This window comes from Stutzerimonas stutzeri (genome assembly GCF_013522825.1).
GTDB classification, from domain to species: domain Bacteria; phylum Pseudomonadota; class Gammaproteobacteria; order Pseudomonadales; family Pseudomonadaceae; genus Stutzerimonas; species Stutzerimonas stutzeri_AK.
The window spans coordinates 214,242-238,527 of record NZ_JAAMQZ010000002.1 but is presented as its reverse complement, the minus strand read 5'-3'; the positions used below and the strand labels follow the sequence as shown (position 1 = coordinate 238,527).

Below are 24,286 nucleotides of genomic sequence, written 5' to 3'. Positions count from 1 at the left end.
CATTCAGAACGATTTGATCATCCGTCCCAGCAGCTCCATGGCCTTTTCACTGCGGGCATCCCAGGGATGGCCGTGGTTCAGCCGCGCGCAGTTTCTGAAGCGCCGGGTGGCGGAGAAGATCGGGCCGGGCGCCAGGCTGATGCCCTGGGCCAGCGCCAGCTGCAGCAGTTGCAGCGAATCGACCTGCTCAGGGAATTCGAACCAGAGAAAGTAGCCACCGCTCGGGCGAGTCACCCGCGTGCTGGCGGGAAAATGCCGGGCGGCGGAGGCGAGCATGGCGCCCTGCTGCATTTCCAGCGCGTGGCGCAGCTTGCGCAGGTGGCGGTCGTAGCCACCATGCTGCAGATAGTCGGCGATGGCCGCCTGCGCCGGCACTGAAGGTGAAATGGTGGTCATCAGCTTGAGCCGACTGATCTGCTCGGCATAGCGTCCACCGGCGACCCAGCCGACCCGGTAGCCCGGCGCCAGGCTCTTGGAGAACGAGCCGCAGTGCATCACCAGGCCGTCGCGATCATGGCTCTTGACCGGCTTCGGCGGCTCGCGGGTGAAATACAGTTCGGCGTAGACATCGTCCTCGATCAACGGCACCTGATGACGCTGCAACAGCGCGTAGAGCTGCCGCTTGCGAGTTTCATTCATGCTGGCGCCCAGGGGATTCTGCAGGCTGCTCATGAACCAGCAGGCCTTGATCGGCAGGTTGGTGAGGCTGTCGGCAAGAACATCCAGGTCGATGCCTTCGCGTGGATGTACCGGGATTTCCACGGCCTTGAGCTTGAGGCGCTCCAGCACCTGCAGCGTGGCATAAAAGGCCGGCGCTTCGATGGCGACCAGATCGCCCGGCTCGGTCACCACTTGCAGACAAAGATTCAGCGCTTCCATGGCGCCAGTGGTGATCACAAGTTCTTCCATCGGCAGCCTCACGCCGCCGACCATGTAGCGCAGGGCGATCTGCCGGAGCAGGTCGGGATTGCCGCTGGTCATCTCGCTGATCACCTCGCGCGCCGGCATGTCGCGCACGCTCTGCGCCATCGAGCGCGCCAGCCGCTGCAGTGGAAACAGGTCGGCGCTGGGGAAGGCCGAACCGAATGGCACCGTATCGGGATCACGCAGCGAGCCGAGTACCGAGAACACCAGTTCGCTGACGTCAACCTCGGTGGTTTCGGCTGGGCGCGGGCTGACATCCGGTTCATGCAGCGGGCGCTTGGCATGCTCGCGTACGAAATAGCCAGAGCGCGCTCGCGCCTGGATCAGCCCGCGATCCTCCAGCAGGTAATAGGCCTGGAACACCGTGGACGGGCTGATGCCCCAGGTACGGCTGGCGTGGCGTACCGAGGGTACCTTTTCCCCCGGTTCCAGCGCGCCGGTGCGGATCAGTTCGGCAATCTCGTCAGCGAATTTCTCGTAGCGTTTCATCGTGTCCGGGCTCGGTGCGGCATTGCCTGGGACGATACTGCACCAGGATGGCTAGGCGCATGCGTTATCAGCGGTTGGTCGGTGCTACAAAGGTACTGTCGGCGCGCGCCACGCTGGCTGGATCGTTCAGGTCGCGTACCTCGAATTGCAACCGGCGACTCAGGCTCTGGGTCTTTCCGGCATCGACCAGCGCCACGCTCAGCGGCAGGCTGAAGATTTCTCCCGGCGCCAGGCTGAGTTCACGCGAGCCCTGCAACTGGAACGGCCCGTCACCAAGCGATACGGCGTACTGACGATGCTGCTGGGTCTTGTTGATGACCTTGAGGCTGTACATGTTCTCGACCTGGCCCTGGCCGTTCTCGCGGAACAGGGTGCGGTCCTTGGTGACATCCAGCGAGAGCAGGGGGCGTTCGGCCAGCGCCCAGCCGAAGGCGCCGAACATCAGCAGCAGCGCCGCCGCATAGCCAATCAGGCGGGGGCGCAGCAGCCGGGTTTTGCCACCCTGCAGGGCGTGTTCGGAGGTATAGCGCACAAGACCTCGGTCATAGCCCATCTTGTCCATGACCTCGTTGCAGGCATCGATGCAGGCACCGCAGCTGATGCAATCGAGCTGCAGGCCGTCACGAATGTCGATGCCGGTGGGGCAGACCTGCACGCACAGCGTGCAATCGATGCAATCGCCGAGGCTCTGCGCACGCGGGTCGCTGTCCTTGCGCCGTGCGCCGCGCTGCTCACCGCGGCTTGTGTCGTAGGAAACCACCAGGGTGTCGGCATCGAACATCACGCTCTGGAAGCGCGAATAGGGGCACATGTGCAGGCAGACCTTCTCGCGCAGCCAGCCGGCATTGATGTAGGTGGCGGCGGTGAAGAAGAACAGCCAGAAGCCGGTCGTCACCCCCACTTGCAGTGTGAACACATCACGCACCAGCTCGCGGACCGGCGTGAAGTAGCCGACGAAGGCCAGCGCGGTGGCCAGGCTCACAGCAAGCCAGAGTACGTGCTTGGCTGTGCGACGCAGGATTTTCCCGGTCGACCAGGGCGCGGCGTCGAGCCTGATGCGCTGGCTGCGGTCGCCTTCGGTGACCTTCTCGGCCCACATGAAGATCCAGGTCCAGGTGCTTTGTGGGCAGGTATAGCCACACCAGATGCGGCCTGCCAGGACGGTGATGAAGAACAGGCCGAAGGCGGCAATGATCAACAGCGCCGAAAGCAGAATGAAATCCTGCGGCCAGAAGGTGGCGCCGAAGATATGGAACTGCTGTTTGCCGATATCCCAGAGCACCGCCTGCCGGCCATTCCAGTTCAGCCATACCGTACCGAAATAGAGCAGAAACAGAATGCCTGTGCCAAACAGTCGCAGGTTGCGAAAAAGGCCGCTGAAACTGCGGGTATGAATAGGCCCGCCGGCCTGGGCTGGTGTCAGGCGTATGGGCTTGTCCGGGTCAACGGTGTCGATGATCCTGGCTGTAATTCGTTCGGTCATGGCATTGCCCCCTCAGGCTTTCAGGCGGGGGTGGATGATCGATGGGATACTGTTTGAGTAACAGACTCAGATGTTTTTCAAAAATACGGATCAGTTGGTGTGAAAAGATGGCTTTCAGGAAGTGGATGAATCTGTACTGATCTATGTCAGCTGGTTTGGTGTGCTGGCAACTGATCCGTATTATTAGGGTGCATCTGACTCTGTTAGCGAGTGCCTATTTGGGCGATAGTCGCCTGTTTCGCCGTACAAAGACGCCATTCTGCGCAAGCTCGCAGAGCCGCTTGCCGTGCTGGCTGCGATTGGCGGGCTTTCTCCGTTCTGCCTGACGTGCAAGGAACCACCATGATTCTCAAAGGCCTGACCTGGCTGATATTGCTGCAGCTGCTCGGCAGCGTCATAAATCTCCTGCTGCTGCCGGCGCTGCCCGGTCCCATCATCGGCATGGTGCTGCTGTTCATTGCGTTGCTGCTGCGCCGGGGCATTCCCGAGCCGCTGGAGAAAACCGCTGCGTTGCTGCTGCAATATCTGCCGCTGCTGCTGATCGTTCCGGCGGCAGGCATCATGACCAGCAGTGATGCGCTGCTGGGTGACCTGCCGGCCATCGCCGCTGGCCTGGTGCTGTCGCTGATCATCACCGTGCCGTTCTGCGGCTGGCTGATGCAGGTGCTGATCCGGCGCATGGATCGCCGTCAGGAGGACAAGGCATGAGCAATCTCGACCTGGCCACGGTCTGGACGCTGACCCTGGAGCATCCGCTGTTCTCGGCGGGCCTGACCCTGATCGCTTTTCAGCTGGCCCTGGCGCTGTACCGCCGCAGTGGCTGGCTGGTGCTGCAGCCGGTGATGATCGGCATGCTGCTGGTGGTGAGCGTGCTGCATCTGAGTGGGCTGGATTACCAGACCTATCGCGAAGGCGCGTCGATGATCGCCATATTGGTCGGTCCGGCCACCGTGGCGCTGGCGATACCGCTGTATCGTCATCTGCGGCGCATCCGGCAGTTGTTCTGGCCGATCCTGATCACGCTGGGGGTGGGGGGCGTGCTCTGCGTAGGGCTGACTCTGGTGATCTCGGGAATCATGGGCGCGGACATGACGGTGCTGATGAGCCTGGCGCCGAAGGCGGCGACCATGCCGATCGCGATGCTGGTGGCCGAGCAGATCGGCGGTCTTGCCTCGCTGGCGGCGGTCTTCGTAATGCTCACCGGGGTGATAGGCACGGCACTGGGGCCGCTGCTGCTGGGTTGGGCCGGCGTCGATCATCCGGCTGCGCGTGGTTTGAGCTACGGCATCAATGCCCACGCCATCGGCACGGCGCGTGCTCTGGAAGAGGGTGAGGAATGCGGCGCTTTCGCGGCGCTGGGTATGAGTCTGCTGGGGATTCTGATCGCCTTGTTCGTGCCGCTGACGCTTGGCTGACAGTAAAAGCTATCGATATATCGAGTTTATCGATGGCTTTGCGCAGTAAATTCCAACCATAAGGGAGTGTATTCGATAGAAGATGGTCTCAATCAAGGCCATGGCCCTGCTGAAACGCGGGGCCGGCATCCAGTGAGCGAGGCTGCAAGCAATGATCGAATTACGTCCACGTAGCGAACTGGGTAGAGCCAGCCATGGCTGGCTCGATACCCGTCATCATTTTTCCTTTGCCGACTACCATGATCCGCTGCGCATGCACTGGGGACGGCTGCGCGTCTGGAATGACGATCGTATCGCGCCTCATTCAGGCTTTCCCACTCATCCCCACCGCGACATGGAAATCATTACCTATGTGCGCAAGGGCGCTATCACGCACGAGGACAGCCTTGGTAACCGAGGTCGAACCCTGGCCGGCGACGTACAGGTAATGAGCGCCGGTACCGGTATCGCCCACAGCGAATTCAACCGGGAAGACGAAACCTGCGAACTCTTCCAGATATGGATCTACCCTGATCGTAGCGGCCTGCCGCCGAGCTGGGGTACGCAGCCTTTTCCGCGAGGTGAGCGCGCCGGCGTCTTCGTGACCCTGGCCAGCGGTATCGAGGACGACACCGACGTCCTGTCGATTCGCGCCGATGCGCGGCTGGTGGCGGCGACACTTTCTGCCGGACAGGTTGCCCAATACCCGATTGAAGAAGGCCGAAAGGTCTATCTGGTCCCGGCCAGCGGACGGATCGAGGTCGGTGATGTCATTGCCAGCAGTGGCGACGGCGTGGCGGTGCGTGATGAGGTTCTGCTGAGCGTGAAAGCCTTGGAAGATAGCGAAGTGGTGCTGGTGGATGTCCGCTGAGCGGGCTGGCAATTCAACCTGATCTGATCAAAGAGGAAGAAATAATGGCGAAGATTCTTGTGCTCTACCATTCCATGTACGGCCATATTGAAACCATGGCCAACGCCATCGCCGAAGGCGCGCGCGGCGTTTCGGGTGCCGAGGTGACCATCAAGCGGGTGCCGGAGACGATGCCTGAAGAGGTGTTCAAAAACGCTGGCGGCAAGGCCGACCAGGCTGCGCCGGTGGCCAGCCCGAGCGAACTGCCCGACTACGATGCGATCATCTTCGGCACACCCACCCGCTTCGGCAACATGTCCGGGCAGATGCGCAATTTCCTCGACCAGACCGGCGGGCTCTGGGCCAAGGGCGCGCTGCACGGCAAGGTCGCCAGCGTCTTTACCTCCACCGGCACCGGCGGTGGCCAGGAGATGACCATCACCTCTACCTGGACCACCCTGGCGCACCACGGAATGATCATCGTGCCGACCGGTTATGGTATCGGCGAATTCTTCGATATTTCCGAAACCAACGGCGGCACGCCCTACGGCGCCTCGACCATTGCCGGTGGCGACGGCTCGCGCCAGCCTTCCACCAAGGAACTGACCATCGCCCGCTACCAGGGCGAGCTGGTGGCCAAGACCGCGATCAAGCTCAAGGGTTGATCTGAAGGCGTAAAAGGATTACGTCTTCAATATCTGGATTACGCCTTCGGAAACCCGGATTACGCCTTCGGCTAATCCAGGCTACAGTCTGATTCGCCTCGGGTCGGATGGCTGCGGCTGTCTGGCTCGAACCGGCAGGTAGCTTTAACCCGCATGCTGGCTGATGTGGTGCATGCGTTCGAGTACCGCATTCATGCCATTGCTGCGTGAGGGCGACAGCTGCCGGGACAGACCGAGCTGTTCGAACCAGTGCGTGACGTCGAGCTGCAACAGCTGGTAGCTGTCGAGCCCATTGACGCGCGCCAGCAGCACGGCGAGCAGGCCGCGCAGCAGGCGTGCTTCGCTGGTGGCGCGGAAATGCCAGTGATGGCCCGGTCTGTCACCGATCAGCCACACCCGGCTTTCGCAACCGCTGACCAGGTTGGTTTCGTTGCGCTCGTCCTCGTCGACCGGTTCCAGTCGATCACCCCATTGCATCAGCAGGCGCGCGCGCTGTTCCCAGCCGGCTGCCTGTTGGAATTCAACCAGTACCTCGCGAGCGGCAGTCGGCAGGTCGTTCATTGCAGCAGCTCCAGTGCACGCTCCAGCGCGGTGAAGAAACGCTGCAGGTCGCCGCCGTCGCTGTACAGCCCGAGCGATACGCGAATGGCGCCATCGATGCCCAGAGTCTTCATCAGCGGTTGTGTGCAGTGGGTTCCGCTGCGCACGGCGATGCCCTGTTCGGTCAGCAGATGCGCCAGATCGCCATGATGAATGCCGTTGACGGTAAAGCTGGCCAGCGCCACCTGGGGGTTGCCTAGCAGCTGCACGCCTGGGCAGGCGGCCAATCCGCTCAGCAACTGGTTGTGCAGTTTCTGCTCGTGAGCGGCTACGGCTGTGGCGTCCAGTTTCGACAGGTAATCCAGGGTTGCGCCGAGGCCGATCACCGCTCCGATGGGCGGGGTGCCGGCCTCGAAACCCAGTGGCGCGGCGTGGAATTCGGCACTCTGGAAGTCGGCCACCCGGACCATCTCGCCACCGAACTGCCAGTGGTCGAGCTTGAGCAGGGATTCGCCGCGACCATAAAGCGCGCCGACCCCTTCCGGGCCATAGAGCTTGTGGCTGGACAGTACGTAGAAGTCGCAGGCCAGTGTCTGCATGTCATGCCGCCCATGCACCACGCCCTGGGCGCCGTCGACGATGGTCAGCGCGCCCTGGGCCTTGGCCAGTGGCAACAACTGCGCCAGAGGTTGCCAGGCACCCAGGACATTGGACAGCTGGCTGACGGCGAGCAGGCGTGTGCGCGGCCCGATCAGTTTTGCGGCCATTTCCAGATCGATCAGGCCGTGTGCATCCAGCGGCAAAACCACCAACTTGACGCCGCGCCGCCTGGCCAGCTGTTGCCAGGGCAGCAGGTTGGCGTGGTGTTCGAGAGCGCTGACAACGATCTCGTCGTCCGGTCGCAGCAGATGTTCCAGGCCATAGGCCAGCAGGTTCAGCGCTTCGGTGGCGCCGTGAGTAAAGACGATTTCGGTGGGGCTGCGGGCGTTCAACCAGTGCGCTACCTTGATCCGAGCATTCTCGAAGGCCCGTGTCGCCCGCTCGGCGGTCTGGTGCTGGGCGCGATGCACATTGGCGGTGCCGCTGGTGTAGTAACCGGTCAGCGCATCGATCAGCGCCTGGGGCTTTTGCGAGGTCGCCGCGCTGTCGAGATAGGTCTGCCCCTGGGCTTCGAGAATGGCCAGGGCAGGAAAGTCGGAACGCCAGGGAGATACCAGAGACATCGTTCGACCCTTCGGCTCGGAGTTTGAAAGCCGCTGGAGGCTGAAGGCTGGACGAGAACGCCACAGCACGCTCTCCGTTTCGCCTCCAGCCTCCAGCGCCTCTGATCGGCTTAGTTATGCGCGTGCAGCGCCTCGTTCAGTTCGATGGCGGATTTGTGGGTTTTGCACTCCACGGCGCCGCTCAGGGAGTTGCGACGGAACAGCAGGTCGGTCTGGCCAGCCAGTTCGCGCGCCTTGACCACCTTGACCAGCTCGCCCTGTTCGTCGAGCAGGTTCACCTTGGTCCCTGCGGTGATGTACAGGCCTGACTCCACGGTGTTGCGGTCACCCAAGGGAATGCCGATGCCGGCATTGGCGCCGATCAGGCAGCCTTCGCCCACGGAAATGACGATATTGCCGCCGCCGGAGAGGGTGCCCATGGTGGAGCAGCCGCCGCCGAGATCCGAACCCTTGCCGACGAAGACGCCTGCCGAGACACGGCCTTCGATCATGCCGGGGCCTTCGGTACCGGCATTGAAGTTGACGAAACCTTCATGCATCACCGTGGTGCCTTCGCCGATGTAGGCACCCAGACGGATGCGCGCGGTATCGGCGATGCGCACGCCGGTGGGAATCACGTAGTCGCTCATCTTCGGAAACTTGTCGACTGAGGTGACTGCCAGCAGGTTGCCCTTCAGCCGTGCCTCCAGTTGACGTTCGGCCAGTTCGGCCAGGTCCACGGCGCCCTGGTTGGTCCAGGCGACATTGGGCAGCAGGGCGAAGATACCGGCCAGGCTCAGTTCATGCGGTCTGGCCAGGCGGTGAGACAGCAGGTGCAGCTTGAGGTAGGCCTCGGGTGTGGAGGTCGGTGCGGCATCTTCTGCCAGTAGGGTGACCACCAGTGGACGCTGGCTTTCGGCCAGGCGAGTCAGCAGCGCATGTTGAGCGGCATCCAGCGGTTTGATCGCATCGGCCAGTTGTGCGGCCTGGGCAATGGTAATGGCGATGGCCTGGTTGCCGCCTTCGTAAGCCAGCAGCGGCGCGATGGCGGCGACCAGCTCGGGGGCGGGTTGCCGCAGGGGTTGTGCGTAGAAGACTTCGAGCCAGCTGCCCTGGCGGTTCTGGGTGCCGACACCGAAGGCGAGGCTGAAAAGCGTGTTGTTCATGAGTAATCCTGAATTTGTCGGGTGCAGGCGCTTGCGGCGAGCGCGCTCAGTTCGTCTCGGTCAGCGCGGCGGCATAGAGATCGGGCTTGAAGCCGACCAGTGTTCTGTCGCCAAGGTCGAGCACCGGGCGCTTGATCATCGAGGGCTGCGCCAGCATCAAGGCGATAGCTTTGGCCTGGTCAAGGTTGGCCTTCTGCGTCTCGTCGAGCTTGCGAAAGGTAGTGCCGGCACGGTTGAGGATGGTCTGCCAGCCATGTTCGTCGCACCAGGCCTGCAGATGAGCGTGGTCGATGCCGGCGCTCTTGTAATCATGGAAGGTGTAATTCAGCCCCTGCTGGTCAAGCCAGGTACGGGCCTTCTTCATGGTGTCGCAGGCCTTGATGCCATACAGATGGAGTCTTTTGTTTTCGTGAGGCATAAACGAATTTCGCTTGTGGGCCAGACAGGGTTGCGAATTATGCCATGTTGGCGCCCCTGCTGCCTGCCAGGTCCAGCGCCTGGGCGATATCCTCCGCCCTCGTCGGGCGAACCAGACGGGCCAGTTCCTCTCCCTGGCGCAGGAGGATCAGTGTCGGCCAGAGCTTGACCCGAAACGAACGGCCCAGCGGGCGGCCCGGCCCATCCTCTATCTTCAAGTGATGAATGTCCCGGTCGGTCATTGCGGTGGCCAGCAGGGGTTGCACTGCCTGGCAATGGCCGCACCATCCGGTGCCAAATTCCAGCAAAGTGAAACCCGTCAGCGCATCCACTTCGGCGCGTGTGGGTACATCGGTGGCGTAGTTTGCATTGAAAGGCATGGCCGAGCTCCTGTGGCTTATTCGTTGCAGTTGTTAGTGCTGCGGCGCAAATGTCGAGGCCTGAAATGACCGGCTTGCTGTGGATTGCCGACCTTTATTGCTTATTTGGCAAGGCGCGCTTGTCGTCAGTCAAAATTTGAAAGCACTTGGGTGGCCACTCAAGGCTGACGGCCCTTATAATCGTGCAGATTTCTACATTCCGCGACATAGCGTCGCGCCATTAACTTAATGGCGCGTGTTGAGCAATTGGACTTTTCGCTAGTCGTCGGGGTTCCCAGGTTCTGAAAATCAGTGGTTAGGCGGGCCGATGATCAATATAAAACGTGGGCTTGATTTGCCCATTACAGGTGCGCCGACGCAGCGTATCGAGGCCGCAAGGCCCGTGCGAAGCGTCGCCGTAATAGGGTTCGATTACCCAGGCATGAAGCCGACCATGGAGGTTCAGGTCGGTGATCGCGTCAAACTGGGGCAGATCCTCTTTTCCGACAAGAAGTCTCCGGGGGTTCATTTCACCGCGCCTGGCGCGGGTGTCGTCAGCGCCATTCATCGTGGCGAAAAGCGTGTCCTGCAGTCGGTGGTCATCGACCTCGACGGCACGGATGAGCTGACGTTCAGTCAGTATGCTGCCACGGAGCTGGAGGCGCTCAGTGACGCTCAGGTTCGTGAGAACCTGCAGCAGTCCGGTCTCTGGGCAGCTCTGCGCACCCGCCCTTACAGCAAGGTGCCGGCCATCGACGCAACGCCCAGTTCGATCTTCGTGACGGCCATCGACACGCATCCGCTGGCGGCCGATCCGTCGGTGGTCATCGGCGAGCAGGCGGGCGATTTCGAGGCGGGGCTCAAGGTGCTCGGCAACCTGGCCAAGATATTTCTGTGCAAGGCGCCGGAAAGCGCGCTGCCGGGCGAGAGCCTGGCCAAGGTGCAGACTGCAGCCTTCGCGGGGCCGCATCCGGCGGGGCTGGCCGGCACCCACATTCATTTCCTCGATCCGGTAAGCGCCAGCAAGAGCGTCTGGAGCATCGGCTATCAGGACGTGATCGCCATCGGCAAGCTGTTCACGACGGGGCGCATTTCGGTTGAGCGCGTCGTGTCGCTGGCCGGTCCGGTGGTGGAAAATCCGCGTCTGCTGCGCACTCGACTGGGTGCCAACCTGGATGAGCTGAGTGCTGGCGAGCTGCAGCCTGGGGCCAATCGCGTGATTTCCGGTTCGGTGCTGGGCGGGCGTACCGCTCATGGCGCCTTTGCCTATCTGGGGCGTTACCACCAGCAAGTCTCCTGCCTGCGTGAAGGCAAGGAGCGCGAGATGCTGCATTACATGCGTGCGGGTGTCGAAAAGCACTCGGTGCTGAATATCTTCATTTCCAAGCTGAGTGCCGGCAAGAAGTTCGCGTTTTCCACCTCCACCAATGGCAGCCCGCGCGCCATGGTGCCGGTGGGCAACTACGAAGAGGTCATGCCGCTGGACGTTCTGCCGACCCAACTGCTGCGTGCGCTGATCGTCGGTGATACCGAGGTGGCGCAGAAGCTTGGCTGCCTGGAGCTCGATGAGGAGGACCTGGCGCTGTGCAGCTATGTCTGCGCCGGCAAATACGAATACGGCCCGATCCTGCGGGACAATCTGACCCGCATCGAGAAGGAGGGGTAAGGCATGGGCATTCGCGCATTCCTCGACAAGATCGAGCATCATTTCGAAAAAGGCGGCAAGTACGAGAAGTGGTACGCACTGTACGAAGCTGCCGATACCTTCCTCTATCGCCCGGGCAGCGTCACCAAGACCACCGCTCACGTGCGCGACGGTATCGACCTCAAGCGCATGATGATCACCGTCTGGCTGTGTACGTTCCCGGCGATGTTCTTCGGTATGTGGAACACCGGCTACCAGGCCAACCTGATTTTTGCGCAGAACCCGGATCTTCTGGCTGCGCAGGACGGCTGGCGCTTCGGCCTGATCGGCATGTTTGCCGGCTTCGATCCGAACAGCCTGTGGGACAACTTCATCCAGGGCGCGGCTTACTTCCTGCCAATCTACGCGGTGGCCTTCATTGCTGGCGGTTTCTGGGAAGTGCTGTTCGCTTCCATCCGCAAGCATGAAGTCAACGAGGGCTTCTTCGTCACCTCCGTACTGTTCGCACTGATCCTGCCGCCGACCATCCCGCTGTGGCAGGTTGCGCTGGGTATCAGCTTTGGTGTGGTGATCGGCAAGGAAATCTTCGGCGGTACCGGCAAGAACTTCCTCAACCCGGCGCTGACCGCGCGTGCCTTCCTGTTCTTCGCCTATCCGGCGCAGATGTCCGGGGATGCGGTGTGGACCGCTGTGGATGGTTTCTCCGGCGCGACCGCGCTGAGCCTCGGCTTCGTCGGCGGCATCGAGAACGTGATCGACAACGGCATCAGCTGGATGGATGCCTTCATCGGCACCATGCATGGCTCCATAGGTGAAACCAGCACGCTGGCGATCTTCATCGGCGGTGCAATCCTGCTGCTGACCAAGATTGCCTCCTGGCGCATCGTCGCCGGTGTGATGATCGGCATGATTGCCCTGAGCTACCTGTTCAACCTGATCGGCTCCGACACCAATCCACTATTCGGCATGCCGTGGTACTGGCATATGGTGGTGGGTGGTTTCGCCTTCGGTCTGATCTTCATGGCAACCGACCCGGTTTCGGCCTCCATGACCAATACCGGCAAATGGGTGTTCGGCATTCTCATCGGTGTGATGGTGGTGCTGATCCGCGTGGTCAACCCGGCCTTCCCGGAAGGCATGATGCTGGCGATCCTGTTCGCCAACCTGTGTGCGCCGCTGATCGACCATTTCGTCATCCAGGCCAATATCAAGCGGAGGCTGGCACGTAATGTCTAGTCAGAAAGAATCCACCGTCCGCACGCTGACGGTAGCCCTGTTGGTCTGCCTGGTGTGCTCCATCTTCGTGGCGGGCGCCGCCGTGGCGCTGCGCCCGACCCAGGAAGAAAACCGTCTGCTGGACAAGCAGCGCAGCATCCTCGCTATCGCCGGCCTGGGCCAGCCAGGCATGTCCGGTAATCAGATCAAGTCGCTGTTCGACGAGCGTATCGTGGCCCGACTGGTCGATCTGGAAACCGGCAGGTTCAGCGACGAGTTCGATGCCCAGACATTCGATCCGCTGGTGGCGGCGAAGGATCCGGCGTTGTCCAAGGCGCTGCCTGGCAACCAGGATATCGCTTCGATCAAGCGCCGTGAGCGTTACAGCACCGTTTATATCGTTGAGGGCCAGGATGGTGATATCGACACGCTGATCCTGCCGGTTCGCGGCTACGGTTTGTGGTCGACGCTTTATGGCTTCATGGCGGTACAAGGCGACCTGGATACCGTTGCCGGCTTCGGCTTCTACCAGCACGGTGAAACGCCTGGCCTCGGAGGCGAAATCGACAATCCGAAGTGGCGCGGCCTGTGGCCGGGCAAGGAATTGTTCGATGACAGCAACAAGTTGGCTGTGCAGATCGTCAAGGGCAACGTCGATCCGCAGAGCCCGAGGGCTCAACATCAGGTCGATGGTCTGGCCGGTGCGACCCTCACGACCAACGGCGTAAACAATCTGCTGCACTTCTGGCTGGGTGAAAACGGCTTCGGCACCTTTATCGCCAATCTGCGCACAGGGGAGGCATGAGCATGTCGCAACCCACTATCAAGCAAGTTCTGTTCGATCCGATCTTCAACAACAACCCCATCGGTCTGCAGATTCTCGGGATCTGTTCGGCCCTGGCGGTTACCTCCAACCTGAACACTGCCCTGGTGATGTCGGTAGCGTTGACGCTGGTGACGGGCTTTTCAAACCTGTTCATCTCGATGATTCGCAGCCAGATCCCCAGCTCGATCCGAATGATCGTGCAGATGGTGATCATCGCCTCGCTGGTGATTGTGGTGGATCAGCTGCTGAAGGCTTATGCCTTCTCGCTGTCCAAGCAGCTGTCGGTGTTCGTCGGTCTGATCATCACCAACTGTATCGTGATGGGCCGTGCTGAAGCTTTTGCCATGCAGAACCCGCCGGTACTGTCGTTCTTCGACGGCATCGGCAACGGGCTGGGCTACAGCGCCATGCTGATCGCGCTGGGTATCATTCGCGAGCTGACAGGTGCCGGCAAGCTGATGGGCTACACCATTCTGCCGACCGTCAATGACGGTGGCTGGTACCTGCCTAACGGCATGATGCTGCTGCCACCTTCGGCATTCTTCCTCATCGGCCTGTTCATCTGGGCCATTCGCGCCTGGAAGAAGGATCAGGTTGAGAAGCCTTCCTTCAAGATGGCCCCGCAAGTCTCTAACAAGGAGGCTTACTAATGGAGCATTACATCAGCCTGTTCGTCCGCGCCGTGTTCATCGAGAACATGGCCCTGGCGTTCTTCCTCGGCATGTGTACCTTCATCGCCATCTCGAAGAAGGTTGAGACGGCCATCGGTCTGGGCATCGCGGTCATCGTGGTGCAAGCCATTACCGTACCGGCCAACAACCTGATCTACGTCTACCTGCTCAAGGCCGGGGCTTTGTCCTGGGCCGGTTTGCCGGACGTCGATCTGAGCTTCCTCGGTCTGCTGAGCTACATCGGCGTGATCGCGGCAATCGTGCAGATTCTTGAAATGCTGCTCGATAAGTATGTTCCCAGCCTTTACAACGCTCTCGGGGTCTTCCTGCCGCTGATTACCGTGAACTGCGCCATCATGGGTGGCACGCTGTTCATGGTCGAACGCGACTACAACCTCGGCGAGAGCGTGGTATATGGCGTGGGCTCGGGTCTGTCTTGGGCGCTGGCCATTGCCTTGCTGGCGGGTATCCGCGAGAAGCTGAAGTACAGCGATGTACCGGATGGCCTGCAGGGTCTGGGCATCACCTTCATCACCATCGGCCTGATGTCGCTGGGCTTCATGTCATTCTCTGGCGTACAGCTCTAAGGACGGGATGAACAGATGAGTTACGAAATTTTCCTCGCCATCGGCATGTTCACCGCCATCGTGCTTGCGCTGGTGGTGATCATCCTGGCGGCACGCGCCAAGCTGGTTTCCAGCGGCGACATCAGCATCGAGATCAACGGCGAACGCACCATTACCGTGCCTGCCGGTGGCAAGTTGCTGCAGACACTCGCCTCCAACAACATCTTCCTCTCGTCCGCCTGTGGCGGCGGCGGTACCTGCGCGCAGTGCAAGTGCATCGTCGAGAGCGGGGGCGGTGAAATGCTGCCTACCGAAGAATCGCACTTCACCCGTCGCGAAGCAGGTGAGGGCTGGCGCCTGTCCTGCCAGACCCCGGTCAAGGCGGACATGAAGATCGAGGTGCCGGAAGAAGTCTTCGGCGTGAAGAAGTGGGAATGCACGGTGGAATCAAACCCCAACGTGGCCACCTTCATCAAGGAACTGACGCTGAAACTGCCGGAAGGCGAGAACGTCGACTTCCGCGCTGGCGGTTATGTGCAGCTCGAATGCCCGCCGCATGAAGTTCACTACAAGGACTTCGATATACAAGAGGAATATCGCGGCGACTGGGACAAGTTCAATCAGTGGAAGTATGTCTCCAAGGTCGATGAGACCGTGGTGCGCGCCTACTCCATGGCGAACTATCCTGAAGAAGTCGGTCTGGTGAAGTTCAATATCCGTATCGCCTCGCCGCCGCCAGGCAAGGACCACCTGCCGCCGGGTCAGATGTCGTCTTGGGTCTTCAGCCTGAAGCCGGGCGACAAGGTCACGGTCTACGGTCCCTTCGGCGAGTTCTTCGCCAAGGACACCGATGCCGAGATGGTCTTCATCGGTGGTGGTGCCGGTATGGCACCAATGCGTTCGCACATCTTCGACCAGCTCAAGCGTCTGAAGTCCAAGCGCAAGATGAGCTTCTGGTACGGTGCGCGCTCCATGCGCGAAGCCTTCTATGTCGAGGAATACGATCAACTGCAGGCGGAGAACCCCAATTTCCAGTGGCATCTGGCGCTGTCTGATCCACAGCCTGAAGACAACTGGGACGGCCCGACCGGGTTCATTCATAACGTGCTGTACGAGAACTACCTGAAAGATCATCCGGCGCCGGAAGATTGCGAGTTCTACATGTGCGGCCCGCCGATGATGAACGCCTCGGTGATCAAGCTGCTCACCGATCTGGGCGTCGAGCCGGAGAACATCCTGCTCGACGACTTCGGCGGCTAGCATGACCCAAGCGTTACGTCGGCCCCTCATCGCTGTCGCTCTGCTCAGGTCCGTCACGACTGTCGCTTTTGCGGCAGCCCTGACGGGCTGTCTGTTTCAGGAGCGGGTGGAGGAGTTTGCCGGTCCGACCATGGGCAGCACCTATTCGGTGAAGTACGTGGCGAGCAGCGGTGCGGCTGCAAAAGAACAGCTGCAAGGCGAAACGGAAACGATTCTTGCCCAGCTCGACCAGCAGCTGTCGACCTATCGTGCCGATTCGGATATCGCAACCTTCAATGCCTTGCCCGCCGGTCAGTGCATGGAGATGCCGCTGGCCGCGCGTGAGCTTGTCCTGGCCGGGCAGCAACTGTCGCTGGAAAGCGAGGGTGCGCTGGACCTGACCATCGAGCCGCTGCTCGATCTCTGGGGCTTCGGTCCGCAGGGACGCCAGGAACAGGTTCCCTCAGCCGAGGACATCGCCAGGGTTCGGCAGGATGTTGGTCATCAGCATTTGCGGGTCGAGGATGAGCGGCTGTGCAAGGATGCAGCCGTCCAGGTCGATTTCAACAGCATTGCAGCGGGCTATGCGGTGGATCTGGTAGCGCAGCGGCTTGAAGCTTTGGGCGTCGAAAGCTATCTGGTGGAAATCACTGGTGAACTCAAGGCCCAGGGGCGCAAGCCAGGTGATGTGCCCTGGCGCATTGCCATCGAAGCGCCACAGGACCATGAGCGCATCGCGCAGCGGGTGCTTGAGCTGGATGGCTACGGTGTGTCCACCTCGGGTGACTACCGCAATTATTTTGAGCGCGACGGCAAACGCTACTCGCATACGCTGGACCCGCAAACCGGCGCGCCCATCGAGCATCCTCTGGCTGCAGTGACGGTCGTCGATCCATCGACACTGCGCGCAGATGGGTTGTCTACCGTTCTGATGGTGCTGGGGCCGGAGCGCGGCCTGGCGTTTGCCGCCGAGCACAGGATCGCAGCGCTCTTCGTGGTTCATGAAGAGCAGGAATTCGTCACTACAAGCACCGCAGCCTTCGATGAACTGTTCGGTGCGGGAGTAGAGCAATGATCTGGTTGACTGTTTTTCTTGTCATGTTGCTGGTCGTTTTCGGCATGTCCATCGGAGTCATCATGGGTCGCAAGCCCATCGCCGGTTCCTGTGGCGGTATCGCCAATCTGGGCATCGAAAAGGAGTGCTCGATCTGTGGCGGCAGTCGTGAGAAATGTGAAGAGGTCAATGCCGGAAAGGATGACCGGACCGATCTCGCATACGATGCGAGCAAAGGCTGACGCTGGCTGGTGATTGGGGCCTGCCGGCTGTAGGCAGAAGTCCGGACGGCATTGACTTGTCGTTGGCGCCAGGAAGCAGACGATGAGGCGCTAGCCAATGGCCCCGTCATTCCATCAAGCGAATCTCGTTAAAGCAGCAGGGCTGCCTGCTGCGTGTCCAGGGGGGAATATGGCTGTCTACAATTACGATGTGGTGATTCTGGGCTCAGGCCCCGCCGGTGAAGGCGCCGCAATGAACGCGGTCAAGGCTGGGCGCAAGGTGGCTGTGGTGGATAGCCGCCCTAAAGTAGGCGGCAACTCGACCCACCTGGGAACCATTCCGTCCAAGGCATTGCGCCACTCGGTACGGCAGATCATGCAGTACAACAACAACCCGTTGTTCCGCCAGATTGGCGAACCGCGCTGGTTCTCCTTCCCCGATGTGCTGAAAAGTGCCGAAGATGTCATCGAAAAGCAGGTCACTTCACGTACCGGCTATTACGCACGCAATCGCATCGATATCTTTTTTGGTGTTGCCAGCTTTTCCGATGAACAATCTGTCGAAGTGGTCAGCGCCAATGGTATGGTCGAGCGGCTGGTCGCACCTCAGTTCATCATCGCCACGGGCTCGCGCCCCTATCGTCCGGTCGATATCGATTTCTCGCACTCCAGAATCTATGACAGCGATACCATCCTCACTCTGAGCCATACGCCACGCCGCCTGATCATCTACGGAGCGGGCGTGATCGGCTGCGAATACGCATCCATTTTCAGTGGCCTGGGCGTGCTGGTCGACCTGATCGACAACCGCGACCAGCTGCTCAGCTTCCTCGATGACGAGATTTCCGACGCCCTCAGCTATCACCTGCGCAACAACAACGTGCTGGTGCGCCACAACGAGGAATACGAGCGTGTGGAGGGGTTGGACAACGGTGTGATCCTGCACCTGAAGTCGGGCAAGAAGATCAAGGCCGATGCCTTCCTCTGGTGCAACGGGCGCACGGGCAACACCGACAGGCTGGGGCTGGAGAACATCGGCCTGAAGGTCAACAGCCGTGGCCAGATCCACGTCGATGAGTATTACCGAACTGACGTCGGCAACATCTACGCCGCCGGTGACGTGATCGGCTGGCCTTCACTGGCCAGTGCCGCCTATGACCAGGGGCGCTCCGCTGCCGGCAGCATCGTCGACAACGACAGCTGGCGTTTCGTCGATGACGTGCCCACTGGCATCTACACGATTCCGGAGATCAGCTCCATCGGCAAGACCGAGCGCGAACTGACCCAGGCGAAAGTGCCCTATGAAGTGGGCAAAGCGTTCTTCAAGGGCATGGCGCGTGCACAGATCTCCTCGGAAAAGGCCGGCATGCTGAAGATCCTCTTCCACCGCGAAACGCTGCAGGTGCTGGGCGTGCACTGCTTCGGCTATCAGGCTTCGGAGATCGTGCATATTGGCCAGGCGATCATGAATCAGCCGGGCGAAGCCAATACCATCAAGTATTTCATCAATACCACCTTCAACTACCCGACCATGGCTGAAGCCTATCGCGTCGCAGCATTCGACGGGCTCAACCGGCTTTTTTGAGCGGCTCCGACCGGTGGCCTGAGACGGTCGGAGAGGACTCCCGGAACTGGCGCTGGCCAAACCGGGAGAGCTTTTGATCAGGAAAAACAGCGGCAAGCTTCAAGCCACAAGCTGTAGGTCGGGTCGCGCTTCATCGACCCGACAAGCGAAGGTGAGACCAGAAGAAAAAGCTTGAATCTGGCAAAAAACCTCAGCCTCCAGCCTTACCGCTGGCTAAGCGTTTCCACGGCCAATCCGGGGAAGTCGGTGATGATGCTGTCGACCCCGAAATCGGCGAGGCGGCGCATCAGGGCGGGGTCGTTCACCGTCCAGACGGAGACATGCAGCCCCAGCGCCCGGGCCTTGGCGATGCGCTCGGGGGTGCACAGCGTCCATTTCAATGCCAGCAACTGGCAGTCGTATTGCCTGGCCACTTTCAACGGGTCGAGCCAGGCGTATTCGGCGACCAGGCCGCAGGCGATTTCCGGTGTCAGGCGTTTCAGCGCCCGCAGCACTTCCCGTGAGCCGGAGGTGATGGTGATGCGGTCCAGCAGGCCGTGATGCTCGGCCAATGCCTTGATCGCTAGCACCGTGCGTGCCGCGCGCACCCGCGAAGCGCTTTTGACTTCCAGTTGCCAGTGCTCGAAATCGCATTTCTCGAACAGCTCCGACAGCCGTGGAATGGGGCAGGGGTGTTTCCAGTCTGGTCCGCCGTAGCGGGCATCGTAATGCACCAGATCGGCGGCATCGTGCTCCACCACCTTGCCACGCCGTCCGGTAGTGCGCTTGAGGGTCGGGTCGTGGATGACCATCAGCTCGCCGTCTTTGGACAGATGCAGGTCCAGCTCGCAGCGGCGCACGCCGTGTGCGAGGCATTGCTGGAAGCTGACCAGGGTATTTTCCGGGGCTTCGCCCTTTGCGCCGCGATGGCCGTATATCAGGGTCACGGTTGTGCTTCTCTTTCCAATGGGCTGGCGCGCTGATGGTGCAGAACGCTGTTGATCACGCGATTGCCTTCGAAATACACGGAAAACGTCCGGTAATCCCAGCGGGTAATCGGCGGCTGGCCGACGGCGGGGTGTTCTTCGTCGGCAAGGCCGAAGCGGTCGAGCACTTGTATCTTCGACTCCCCGCGGGTGGGCAGGGCGATATAGCTCGTGCCTTGCTGGCCGACCGGGATGCGGATGATGTCCGCGTGAGCGGGGAGGCTGAGGGCGAACACGAGGAAGGGGAGAAGCAAAGGGCGCATGTCAGGTTCCTTGCAGGCTTTCACGAGCCAGGCGCCGTTCTGTCGCCTGTTTCTGCAGGATATGCCGGGCAAGCAGTTGCCGTTGTGCATCAGTCAACGCTTCGAAGGAGGTGCTGATTGCAAACTGCCCGTCATCGCGTACCTGGCAACTCACCACGCGCGCCGTCAGCAGCATGCCGAGCCCCTGGGGCATCAGTACCATCTTGAGGGTCCAGAGGGAGTCTTGCGCAAGCGGCTGGTCGTGGATGAAGTTGATCCCGCCTTCGGACAGGCCGACTTCGCGCGCGGGACCGATGTCCTTCAGCAGGCCTTGGGCCAGCGCCTGCCCCAGCAGCTCGATACGCCGGTTCTGCACCTTCAGGTAGTTGGCCAGCGTGCGGTTCTGCTCGCTGATCTGGCGCAGCAGGTACTGCGCTTCGAAGTCCATCTGATGCAGTTCGCCAAGCAGGTCGAACAGACGGGTCGCACCGTCGCCGGTGATTGTCGCCGGGCCTTCGGGCGGGAGGATTTCCAGTGCGATCATATCCTCGATACGATAGTATTCGCGGCGATCTTCAGTGTCTTCTGTAGACATGTCGGTCCCTGGGCTGCAGTAATGGCTTGAGTGTATCAGGCCGCCTGAGAACGTCATTCAGCTTGTTATTTTCCCGCCAGCGAAAGCGAACCCATCGATTTATGTTCAGACCGCTGCCCGTTTATATCGGAGCGCGCTACACCGGCGCCAGGCGTCGTGGCCTCTTCGTCTCCTTCATTTCCTTCACGTCCATGATCGGGCTCGCACTGGGTGTGCTGGTGATGATCGTCGTGCTGTCGGTGATGAACGGTTTCGATCACGAAATGCGCACCCGCGTGCTGGGTATGGTGCCGCACGCGACGGTCGAAAGCCCGGTGCCCATCGACGACTGGCAAACCCTGGGGCAGCGACTGAGTGAGCATCCGCAGGTCGTGGCGGTGGCGCCTTTCATTCAGATGCAGGGGTTGCTGACCCATCGCGGACAGGTCAGCAAGATTCTGATCAACGCCGTGGAACCCGGGCTTGAGCCGCAGGTGTCGATTATCGACCAATTTTTCCGTGAGGGATCGCTGGCGAGCCTTGCGCCTGGCGAGTTCGGCATCGTCATCGGCGACCGGGCCGCGAGCAAGCTCGGCGTCGGTGTCGGTGACAAGATCACCTTTGTCGCGCCCGAGGTAACGGTGACGCCAGCGGGTGTGTTTCCACGCATGAAGCGCTTTACGGTGCAGGGCATCTTCCATGTCGGCGCCGGCGAGATCGACGGTTACGTGGCCATGGCCAATATCACCGACATGGCCCGCCTGCATCGCTGGAAGCCCGAGCAGGTACAGGGCCTGCGACTGCGCTTCGACGATCTGTTCCAGGCGCCCGCCATTGCCGCCTCGCTGGCCAGGCAGCTGGGCGCTGACTTCTATTCGCGCGACTGGACCCGCACCCACGGTAATCTCTACCAGGCGATCCGCATGGAAAAGGCCATGATCGGCCTGTTGTTGCTGCTGATCGTCGCGGTGGCGGCTTTCAATATCATCTCGACGCTGGTCATGGTGGTGACCGACAAGCGCGGGGATATCGCGATCCTGCGTACCCTTGGCGCAACCCCACGGCAGATCATGGCGATCTTCATGGTCCAGGGCACGGTCATCGGCGTCGTCGGCACCCTGGTGGGCGCCTTGCTCGGAATTTTCGCCGCGCTCAATGTGAGCGGCTGGATTGCTGCGCTGGAGCGGCTGCTCGGGCACAAGTTTCTCAGCGCCGATGTGTATTTCATCGATTACCTGCCGTCGCGGCTGATGGCCGCCGATGTGATTCAGGTCTGTGTCGCGGCGCTCGTCCTGAGTTTTCTCGCCACCCTTTACCCGGCATGGCGCGCGGCCCGTACCCAGCCGGCCGAGGCGCTACGTTATGAGTGAGCAGGTTATGAATGAGAGATCGTCGCTGGACGCGGTGCTGAGTTGCCGTGATCTGGGCAAGCGCTACGAGCAGGGACCGGAGTCGGTGAGCGTGCTGTCCGGCCTGCAACTGGAGCTGTACCCCGGCCAGCGCGTGGCCATCGTCGGCAGCTCCGGTTCGGGCAAGAGTACGCTGCTCAATCTGCTGGGCGGGCTCGATACGCCCAGCGAGGGCAGTGTCTGGCTGGCGGGTGAGGAGCTATCCGCGCTGAGCGAGAAAGACCGTGGCCTGCTACGCAACCGCGCACTCGGTTTCGTCTACCAGTTCCACCATCTGCTGGCCGAATTCACCGCGCTGGAAAACGTCTGCATGCCGCTATTGATCGGCAAGACGCCGATTACCGAAGCCCGCACGCGCGCCACCGAGCTGCTGCAGCGGGTCGGCCTGGGCCACCGCCTGGCGCACAAGCCTGCCGAGCTGTCCGGCGGTGAGCGTCAGCGTGTGGCGATCGCGCGCGCGCTGGCCAATCGTCCAGCGCTGGTGCTGCTCGACGAGCCCACGGGCAACCTCGACCATCACACCGCGCAGGGCATTCAGGACCTGATGCTGGAGCTGAGCACCTCGTTGCGCACGGCCTTTCTCGTGGTGACCCACGACCCGCAACTGGCCGGACAGATGGACCACATCCTGCGCCTGGAAGATGGCCGGCTGGTGGCTGGCTGATGTTCAGACCCCTGAGCCTCTTCATCGGCAGCCGCTACACGCGGGCCAAGCGCCGCAACCATTTCATCTCGTTCATATCGCTGACCTCGATGATCGGCCTGTCGCTGGGCGTGCTGGCGATGATCATGGTGCTGTCGGTCATGAACGGTTTCCAGCGCGAAATGAGCGAGCGGATTCTGGGCATGGTTCCCCACGCCGTGATCAAGGGCGACGGGCAGCCGCTCGATGACTGGGCTGCGGTCGCCGATGGCCTCGTGGCGCATCCGGCGGTGCTCGGCGCCGCGCCCATCACCCAGCTCGAAGGCATGCTGTCCTTCAGGGGCAGCATGCAGCCGGTGGCAATCAACGGCATCGATCCCCAGGCCGAAGCCGGGGTTTCGACCCTCGCCTCGAAGATGGTCGCTGGTCGTCTCGAAGACCTCAGGCCGGGTGAAGCCGGGGTGATCATCGGCCTGATGACGGCACGCCGGTTCGGTCTGACGCTGGGTGACAAGCTGACCCTGATCGTGCCCGAGATCAGCGACACACCGGGCGGTGTCACGCCGCGCATGCAGCGCCTGAACGTGGTCGGGGTGTTCAAGGTGGGCGCGGAGCTCGATGGCAGCCTGACGATCATCCATCGCGCCGATGCGGCCAGCATTCTGCGCTGGCAGCCGGAACAGGTGGAGGGCGTGCGGGTTCGTCTGGCCGACCTTTACCGGGCGCCGGAAGTCGCCGCCGAGCTTGCGGCGCAACTGGGCGAGGGCTACCGGGCCGAGGACTGGTCGCTGACCCAGGGCAGCCTGTTCAGTGCGATGAAGATGGAGAAGACCATGATCGGCCTGCTGCTGTTGCTGATCGTGGCGGTGGCGGCTTTCAACATCATCGCCACCCTGATCATGGTAGTGGCCGACAAGCGCGCCGATATCGCCATCCTGCGCACGCTGGGCGCCACGCCGCGGCAGATCATGACGATCTTCATGGTGCAGGGCAGCATCATCGGCATGACCGGCACGCTGATCGGCACCGTGCTGGGCGTGCTGGGCGCATTGAATGTCAGCGCGCTGGTGGGGTGGCTGGAAAAGGTATCGGGGCAGCATATCTTCAGCTCCGATGTGTACTTCATCAGTACCCTGCCGTCCGAGCTGCGCCTGGAAGACGTTCTTCTGGTGACGCTCGCCGCCCTTGCGCTGAGCTTTCTCGCCACGCTCTATCCCGCCTGGCGTGCTGCGCAGACGCAGCCTGCTGAAGCGTTGCGCTACGAGTAAGGGTTCAGCGGCGGTCCTGCTGGCGCTTGCGCCAGCTACGCCCCACCCACCAGCGCCAGTAGGCCTGGGTTGCGACATAGCCCAGCACGGCGAGCGTCACGGCCGCCACGAAGGAGCCCAGATACAACGGTTGCCAATGGCTCCGCAGTAGCTGGGTAACCCAGGCCAGGGTCAGTTCATCCGGCATGCTCACGGCGGGTGTGTCCATCAGCCAGGTGCCGATCTTGTAGTTGCAATAAAACACCGGCGGCATCGTCAGTGGATTGGTCAGCCAGACCAGACCGACTGCGATTGGCAGGTTGGCGCGGGCGGGCAGTGCGCAAATTGCTGCCGCGAGCATCTGCATGGGCATCGGGATCATCGCCCAGAACAGACCGATGGCCATGGCGCGTGATACTGAATGACGGTTGAGATGCCAGAGGTTGGGGTCATGGATCAGCGCGCCCAGAAACCGCAGGGACTTGTTCTCCTTTATACGATCCGGATGCGGCATGTAGCGTTTGAAAAAACGACGCGGCATGGTGTTTCTCTGGCAGGCTTAAGCTTCGTGATTATGCCTGAAACGAGACCTGCTCCTGCCAGGAGTTTGTGACATTAGGTATAACTGCGCTGCGTTCGACAGGATGTCGAAACCGTCGTAACGGACCGCCTGAGTGACTTCGGAGTGTGTCCAT

At 61.3% G+C, this 24,286-nt stretch carries 27 protein-coding genes; 16 read left to right on the top strand and 11 right to left on the bottom strand.

What is annotated here, in order from left to right:
• Positions 1-3: 3 nt before the first annotated feature.
• Positions 4-1,413 (bottom strand): GntR family transcriptional regulator MpaR, encoded by a 1,410-nt coding sequence (gene mapR, locus G7020_RS02725; protein WP_181082405.1) that lies wholly within the window; start codon positions 1,411-1,413, stop codon positions 4-6.
• A 67-nt stretch (positions 1,414-1,480) separates the two neighbouring features.
• On the bottom strand, positions 1,481-2,896 hold the full coding sequence (ccoG, locus tag G7020_RS02720; RefSeq protein ID WP_181082404.1) for a cytochrome c oxidase accessory protein CcoG: 1,416 nt from the start codon (positions 2,894-2,896) through the stop codon (positions 1,481-1,483).
• Between the two features lie 342 nt (positions 2,897-3,238).
• On the opposite strand from ccoG, the gene G7020_RS02715 reads away from it, so the two are divergent.
• The 4 genes from G7020_RS02715 (at position 3,239) to wrbA (ending at position 5,805) form a co-directional block, all read left to right on the top strand.
• Entirely contained in the window at positions 3,239-3,604 is a 366-nt protein-coding gene (locus tag G7020_RS02715; RefSeq protein WP_181082403.1) for a CidA/LrgA family protein, read from the top strand.
• A complete protein-coding gene (locus G7020_RS02710) occupies positions 3,601-4,311 on the top strand; it encodes an LrgB family protein (RefSeq protein ID WP_181082402.1) in 711 nt (236 codons plus the stop codon). Before G7020_RS02715 ends, G7020_RS02710 begins: the two co-directional genes overlap by 4 nt.
• Before the next feature lie 151 nt (positions 4,312-4,462).
• Entirely contained in the window at positions 4,463-5,161 is a 699-nt protein-coding gene (locus G7020_RS02705; RefSeq protein ID WP_181082401.1) for a pirin family protein, read from the top strand.
• Positions 5,162-5,205: 44 nt separating this feature from the next.
• Positions 5,206-5,805, top strand: a complete 600-nt coding sequence (gene wrbA, locus G7020_RS02700; RefSeq protein ID WP_181082400.1) for an NAD(P)H:quinone oxidoreductase — start codon at positions 5,206-5,208, stop codon at positions 5,803-5,805.
• 144 nt (positions 5,806-5,949) lie between these two features.
• On the opposite strand, the gene G7020_RS02695 is transcribed toward wrbA, so the two are convergent.
• From G7020_RS02695 to G7020_RS02675, 5 genes are all read right to left on the bottom strand, one after another.
• On the bottom strand, positions 5,950-6,366 hold the full coding sequence (locus tag G7020_RS02695) for a SufE family protein (protein ID WP_181082399.1): 417 nt from the start codon (positions 6,364-6,366) through the stop codon (positions 5,950-5,952).
• Positions 6,363-7,568, bottom strand: a complete 1,206-nt coding sequence (locus tag G7020_RS02690) for an aminotransferase class V-fold PLP-dependent enzyme (protein WP_181082398.1) — start codon at positions 7,566-7,568, stop codon at positions 6,363-6,365. The genes G7020_RS02695 and G7020_RS02690 overlap by 4 nt, the downstream gene beginning before the upstream one ends.
• A gap of 110 nt (positions 7,569-7,678) precedes the next feature.
• The gene (gene dapD, locus G7020_RS02685; protein ID WP_181082397.1) at positions 7,679-8,713 is read right to left on the bottom strand and encodes a 2,3,4,5-tetrahydropyridine-2,6-dicarboxylate N-succinyltransferase; all 1,035 of its coding nucleotides are present in this window, start codon (positions 8,711-8,713) and stop codon (positions 7,679-7,681) included.
• 46 nt (positions 8,714-8,759) lie between these two features.
• Positions 8,760-9,131, bottom strand: a complete 372-nt coding sequence (locus G7020_RS02680) for an ArsC family reductase (protein WP_181082396.1) — start codon at positions 9,129-9,131, stop codon at positions 8,760-8,762.
• Positions 9,132-9,168: 37 nt separating this feature from the next.
• Positions 9,169-9,510 carry a thioredoxin family protein gene (locus G7020_RS02675; protein WP_181082395.1) on the bottom strand — a complete coding sequence of 114 codons (342 nt, stop codon included), beginning with the start codon at positions 9,508-9,510 and terminating at the stop codon, positions 9,169-9,171.
• A gap of 307 nt (positions 9,511-9,817) precedes the next feature.
• Here G7020_RS02675 and G7020_RS02670 point away from each other — a divergent pair, with 307 nt between their 5' ends.
• From G7020_RS02670 to sthA, 9 genes are all read left to right on the top strand, one after another.
• Positions 9,818-11,155: a Na(+)-translocating NADH-quinone reductase subunit A gene (locus G7020_RS02670; RefSeq protein ID WP_181082394.1), complete on the top strand. Its 1,338-nt coding sequence runs from the start codon at positions 9,818-9,820 to the stop codon at positions 11,153-11,155.
• Between the two features lie 3 nt (positions 11,156-11,158).
• Positions 11,159-12,370: an NADH:ubiquinone reductase (Na(+)-transporting) subunit B gene (locus G7020_RS02665; RefSeq protein WP_181082393.1), complete on the top strand. Its 1,212-nt coding sequence runs from the start codon at positions 11,159-11,161 to the stop codon at positions 12,368-12,370.
• On the top strand, positions 12,363-13,154 hold the full coding sequence (locus G7020_RS02660; RefSeq protein WP_181082392.1) for a Na(+)-translocating NADH-quinone reductase subunit C: 792 nt from the start codon (positions 12,363-12,365) through the stop codon (positions 13,152-13,154). Before G7020_RS02665 ends, G7020_RS02660 begins: the two co-directional genes overlap by 8 nt.
• A complete protein-coding gene (locus G7020_RS02655) occupies positions 13,151-13,825 on the top strand; it encodes an NADH:ubiquinone reductase (Na(+)-transporting) subunit D (RefSeq protein WP_181082391.1) in 675 nt (224 codons plus the stop codon). The genes G7020_RS02660 and G7020_RS02655 overlap by 4 nt, the downstream gene beginning before the upstream one ends.
• Positions 13,825-14,433, top strand: coding sequence for an NADH:ubiquinone reductase (Na(+)-transporting) subunit E (gene nqrE / locus G7020_RS02650; protein WP_181082390.1), 609 nt, complete (start codon positions 13,825-13,827; stop codon positions 14,431-14,433). The genes G7020_RS02655 and nqrE overlap by 1 nt, the downstream gene beginning before the upstream one ends.
• A 15-nt stretch (positions 14,434-14,448) precedes the next feature.
• The gene (gene nqrF / locus G7020_RS02645) at positions 14,449-15,672 is read left to right on the top strand and encodes an NADH:ubiquinone reductase (Na(+)-transporting) subunit F (protein WP_181082389.1); all 1,224 of its coding nucleotides are present in this window, start codon (positions 14,449-14,451) and stop codon (positions 15,670-15,672) included.
• Between the two features lie 130 nt (positions 15,673-15,802).
• Complete coding sequence (locus G7020_RS02640) at positions 15,803-16,726, top strand: FAD:protein FMN transferase (protein ID WP_258189230.1); 924 nt, start codon at positions 15,803-15,805, stop codon at positions 16,724-16,726.
• Positions 16,723-16,947, top strand: coding sequence for a (Na+)-NQR maturation NqrM (gene nqrM, locus G7020_RS02635; protein WP_181082387.1), 225 nt, complete (start codon positions 16,723-16,725; stop codon positions 16,945-16,947). The genes G7020_RS02640 and nqrM overlap by 4 nt, the downstream gene beginning before the upstream one ends.
• Positions 16,948-17,116: 169 nt before the next feature.
• Positions 17,117-18,511: a Si-specific NAD(P)(+) transhydrogenase gene (gene sthA, locus G7020_RS02630; protein WP_181082386.1), complete on the top strand. Its 1,395-nt coding sequence runs from the start codon at positions 17,117-17,119 to the stop codon at positions 18,509-18,511.
• A 203-nt stretch (positions 18,512-18,714) separates the two neighbouring features.
• Here the strand turns inward: sthA and G7020_RS02625 are convergent, their stop codons facing one another.
• From G7020_RS02625 to G7020_RS02615, 3 genes are read right to left on the bottom strand one after another with little or no spacing between them, the layout of a single operon-like run.
• Positions 18,715-19,437, bottom strand: a complete 723-nt coding sequence (locus G7020_RS02625) for a glycerophosphodiester phosphodiesterase family protein (RefSeq protein ID WP_181082385.1) — start codon at positions 19,435-19,437, stop codon at positions 18,715-18,717.
• Positions 19,434-19,739, bottom strand: a complete 306-nt coding sequence (locus tag G7020_RS02620; protein WP_181082384.1) for a phosphodiesterase — start codon at positions 19,737-19,739, stop codon at positions 19,434-19,436. Before G7020_RS02620 ends, G7020_RS02625 begins: the two co-directional genes overlap by 4 nt.
• 1 nt (position 19,740) lies before the next feature.
• Positions 19,741-20,313 (bottom strand): PilZ domain-containing protein, encoded by a 573-nt coding sequence (locus tag G7020_RS02615; protein ID WP_181082383.1) that lies wholly within the window; start codon positions 20,311-20,313, stop codon positions 19,741-19,743.
• A gap of 101 nt (positions 20,314-20,414) precedes the next feature.
• Here G7020_RS02615 and G7020_RS02610 point away from each other — a divergent pair, with 101 nt between their 5' ends.
• The 3 genes from G7020_RS02610 to G7020_RS02600 are packed head-to-tail and all read left to right on the top strand — an operon-like array spanning position 20,415 to position 23,612.
• Positions 20,415-21,662: a lipoprotein-releasing ABC transporter permease subunit gene (locus tag G7020_RS02610; RefSeq protein WP_181082382.1), complete on the top strand. Its 1,248-nt coding sequence runs from the start codon at positions 20,415-20,417 to the stop codon at positions 21,660-21,662.
• 7 nt (positions 21,663-21,669) lie between these two features.
• Positions 21,670-22,365, top strand: a complete 696-nt coding sequence (gene lolD / locus G7020_RS02605; protein ID WP_181082381.1) for a lipoprotein-releasing ABC transporter ATP-binding protein LolD — start codon at positions 21,670-21,672, stop codon at positions 22,363-22,365.
• Positions 22,365-23,612, top strand: a complete 1,248-nt coding sequence (locus tag G7020_RS02600; RefSeq protein ID WP_181082380.1) for a lipoprotein-releasing ABC transporter permease subunit — start codon at positions 22,365-22,367, stop codon at positions 23,610-23,612. Before lolD ends, G7020_RS02600 begins: the two co-directional genes overlap by 1 nt.
• A 4-nt stretch (positions 23,613-23,616) precedes the next feature.
• Here G7020_RS02600 and G7020_RS02595 read toward each other — a convergent pair whose 3' ends face one another.
• A complete protein-coding gene (locus G7020_RS02595) occupies positions 23,617-24,132 on the bottom strand; it encodes a DUF2062 domain-containing protein (RefSeq protein ID WP_181082379.1) in 516 nt (171 codons plus the stop codon).
• Positions 24,133-24,286: the final 154 nt, after the last annotated feature.

Bases quoted from the DNA above. Each gene is read 5' to 3' on its own strand.
- nqrE (WP_181082390.1), top strand. From the start codon at position 13,825: ATGGAGCATTACATCAGCCTGTTCGTCCGCGCCGTGTTCATCGAGAAC.
- G7020_RS02595 (WP_181082379.1), bottom strand. From the start codon at position 24,132: ATGCCGCGTCGTTTTTTCAAACGCTACATGCCGCATCCGGATCGTATA.
- sthA (WP_181082386.1), top strand. From the start codon at position 17,117: ATGGCTGTCTACAATTACGATGTGGTGATTCTGGGCTCAGGCCCCGCC.
- G7020_RS02610 (WP_181082382.1), top strand. From the start codon at position 20,415: ATGTTCAGACCGCTGCCCGTTTATATCGGAGCGCGCTACACCGGCGCC.
- G7020_RS02600 (WP_181082380.1), top strand. From the start codon at position 22,365: ATGTTCAGACCCCTGAGCCTCTTCATCGGCAGCCGCTACACGCGGGCC.
- G7020_RS02680 (WP_181082396.1), bottom strand. From the start codon at position 9,131: ATGCCTCACGAAAACAAAAGACTCCATCTGTATGGCATCAAGGCCTGC.
- G7020_RS02620 (WP_181082384.1), bottom strand. From the start codon at position 19,739: ATGCGCCCTTTGCTTCTCCCCTTCCTCGTGTTCGCCCTCAGCCTCCCC.
- G7020_RS02695 (WP_181082399.1), bottom strand. From the start codon at position 6,366: ATGAACGACCTGCCGACTGCCGCTCGCGAGGTACTGGTTGAATTCCAA.
- G7020_RS02690 (WP_181082398.1), bottom strand. From the start codon at position 7,568: ATGTCTCTGGTATCTCCCTGGCGTTCCGACTTTCCTGCCCTGGCCATT.
- lolD (WP_181082381.1), top strand. From the start codon at position 21,670: ATGAATGAGAGATCGTCGCTGGACGCGGTGCTGAGTTGCCGTGATCTG.
- G7020_RS02660 (WP_181082392.1), top strand. From the start codon at position 12,363: ATGTCTAGTCAGAAAGAATCCACCGTCCGCACGCTGACGGTAGCCCTG.
- mapR (WP_181082405.1), bottom strand. From the start codon at position 1,413: ATGAAACGCTACGAGAAATTCGCTGACGAGATTGCCGAACTGATCCGC.
- G7020_RS02615 (WP_181082383.1), bottom strand. From the start codon at position 20,313: ATGTCTACAGAAGACACTGAAGATCGCCGCGAATACTATCGTATCGAG.
- nqrM (WP_181082387.1), top strand. From the start codon at position 16,723: ATGATCTGGTTGACTGTTTTTCTTGTCATGTTGCTGGTCGTTTTCGGC.
- wrbA (WP_181082400.1), top strand. From the start codon at position 5,206: ATGGCGAAGATTCTTGTGCTCTACCATTCCATGTACGGCCATATTGAA.
- G7020_RS02665 (WP_181082393.1), top strand. From the start codon at position 11,159: ATGGGCATTCGCGCATTCCTCGACAAGATCGAGCATCATTTCGAAAAA.
- G7020_RS02675 (WP_181082395.1), bottom strand. From the start codon at position 9,510: ATGCCTTTCAATGCAAACTACGCCACCGATGTACCCACACGCGCCGAA.
- nqrF (WP_181082389.1), top strand. From the start codon at position 14,449: ATGAGTTACGAAATTTTCCTCGCCATCGGCATGTTCACCGCCATCGTG.
- G7020_RS02715 (WP_181082403.1), top strand. From the start codon at position 3,239: ATGATTCTCAAAGGCCTGACCTGGCTGATATTGCTGCAGCTGCTCGGC.
- G7020_RS02655 (WP_181082391.1), top strand. From the start codon at position 13,151: ATGAGCATGTCGCAACCCACTATCAAGCAAGTTCTGTTCGATCCGATC.
- ccoG (WP_181082404.1), bottom strand. From the start codon at position 2,896: ATGACCGAACGAATTACAGCCAGGATCATCGACACCGTTGACCCGGAC.
- G7020_RS02710 (WP_181082402.1), top strand. From the start codon at position 3,601: ATGAGCAATCTCGACCTGGCCACGGTCTGGACGCTGACCCTGGAGCAT.
- dapD (WP_181082397.1), bottom strand. From the start codon at position 8,713: ATGAACAACACGCTTTTCAGCCTCGCCTTCGGTGTCGGCACCCAGAAC.
- G7020_RS02640 (WP_258189230.1), top strand. From the start codon at position 15,803: ATGGGCAGCACCTATTCGGTGAAGTACGTGGCGAGCAGCGGTGCGGCT.
- G7020_RS02705 (WP_181082401.1), top strand. From the start codon at position 4,463: ATGATCGAATTACGTCCACGTAGCGAACTGGGTAGAGCCAGCCATGGC.
- G7020_RS02670 (WP_181082394.1), top strand. From the start codon at position 9,818: ATGATCAATATAAAACGTGGGCTTGATTTGCCCATTACAGGTGCGCCG.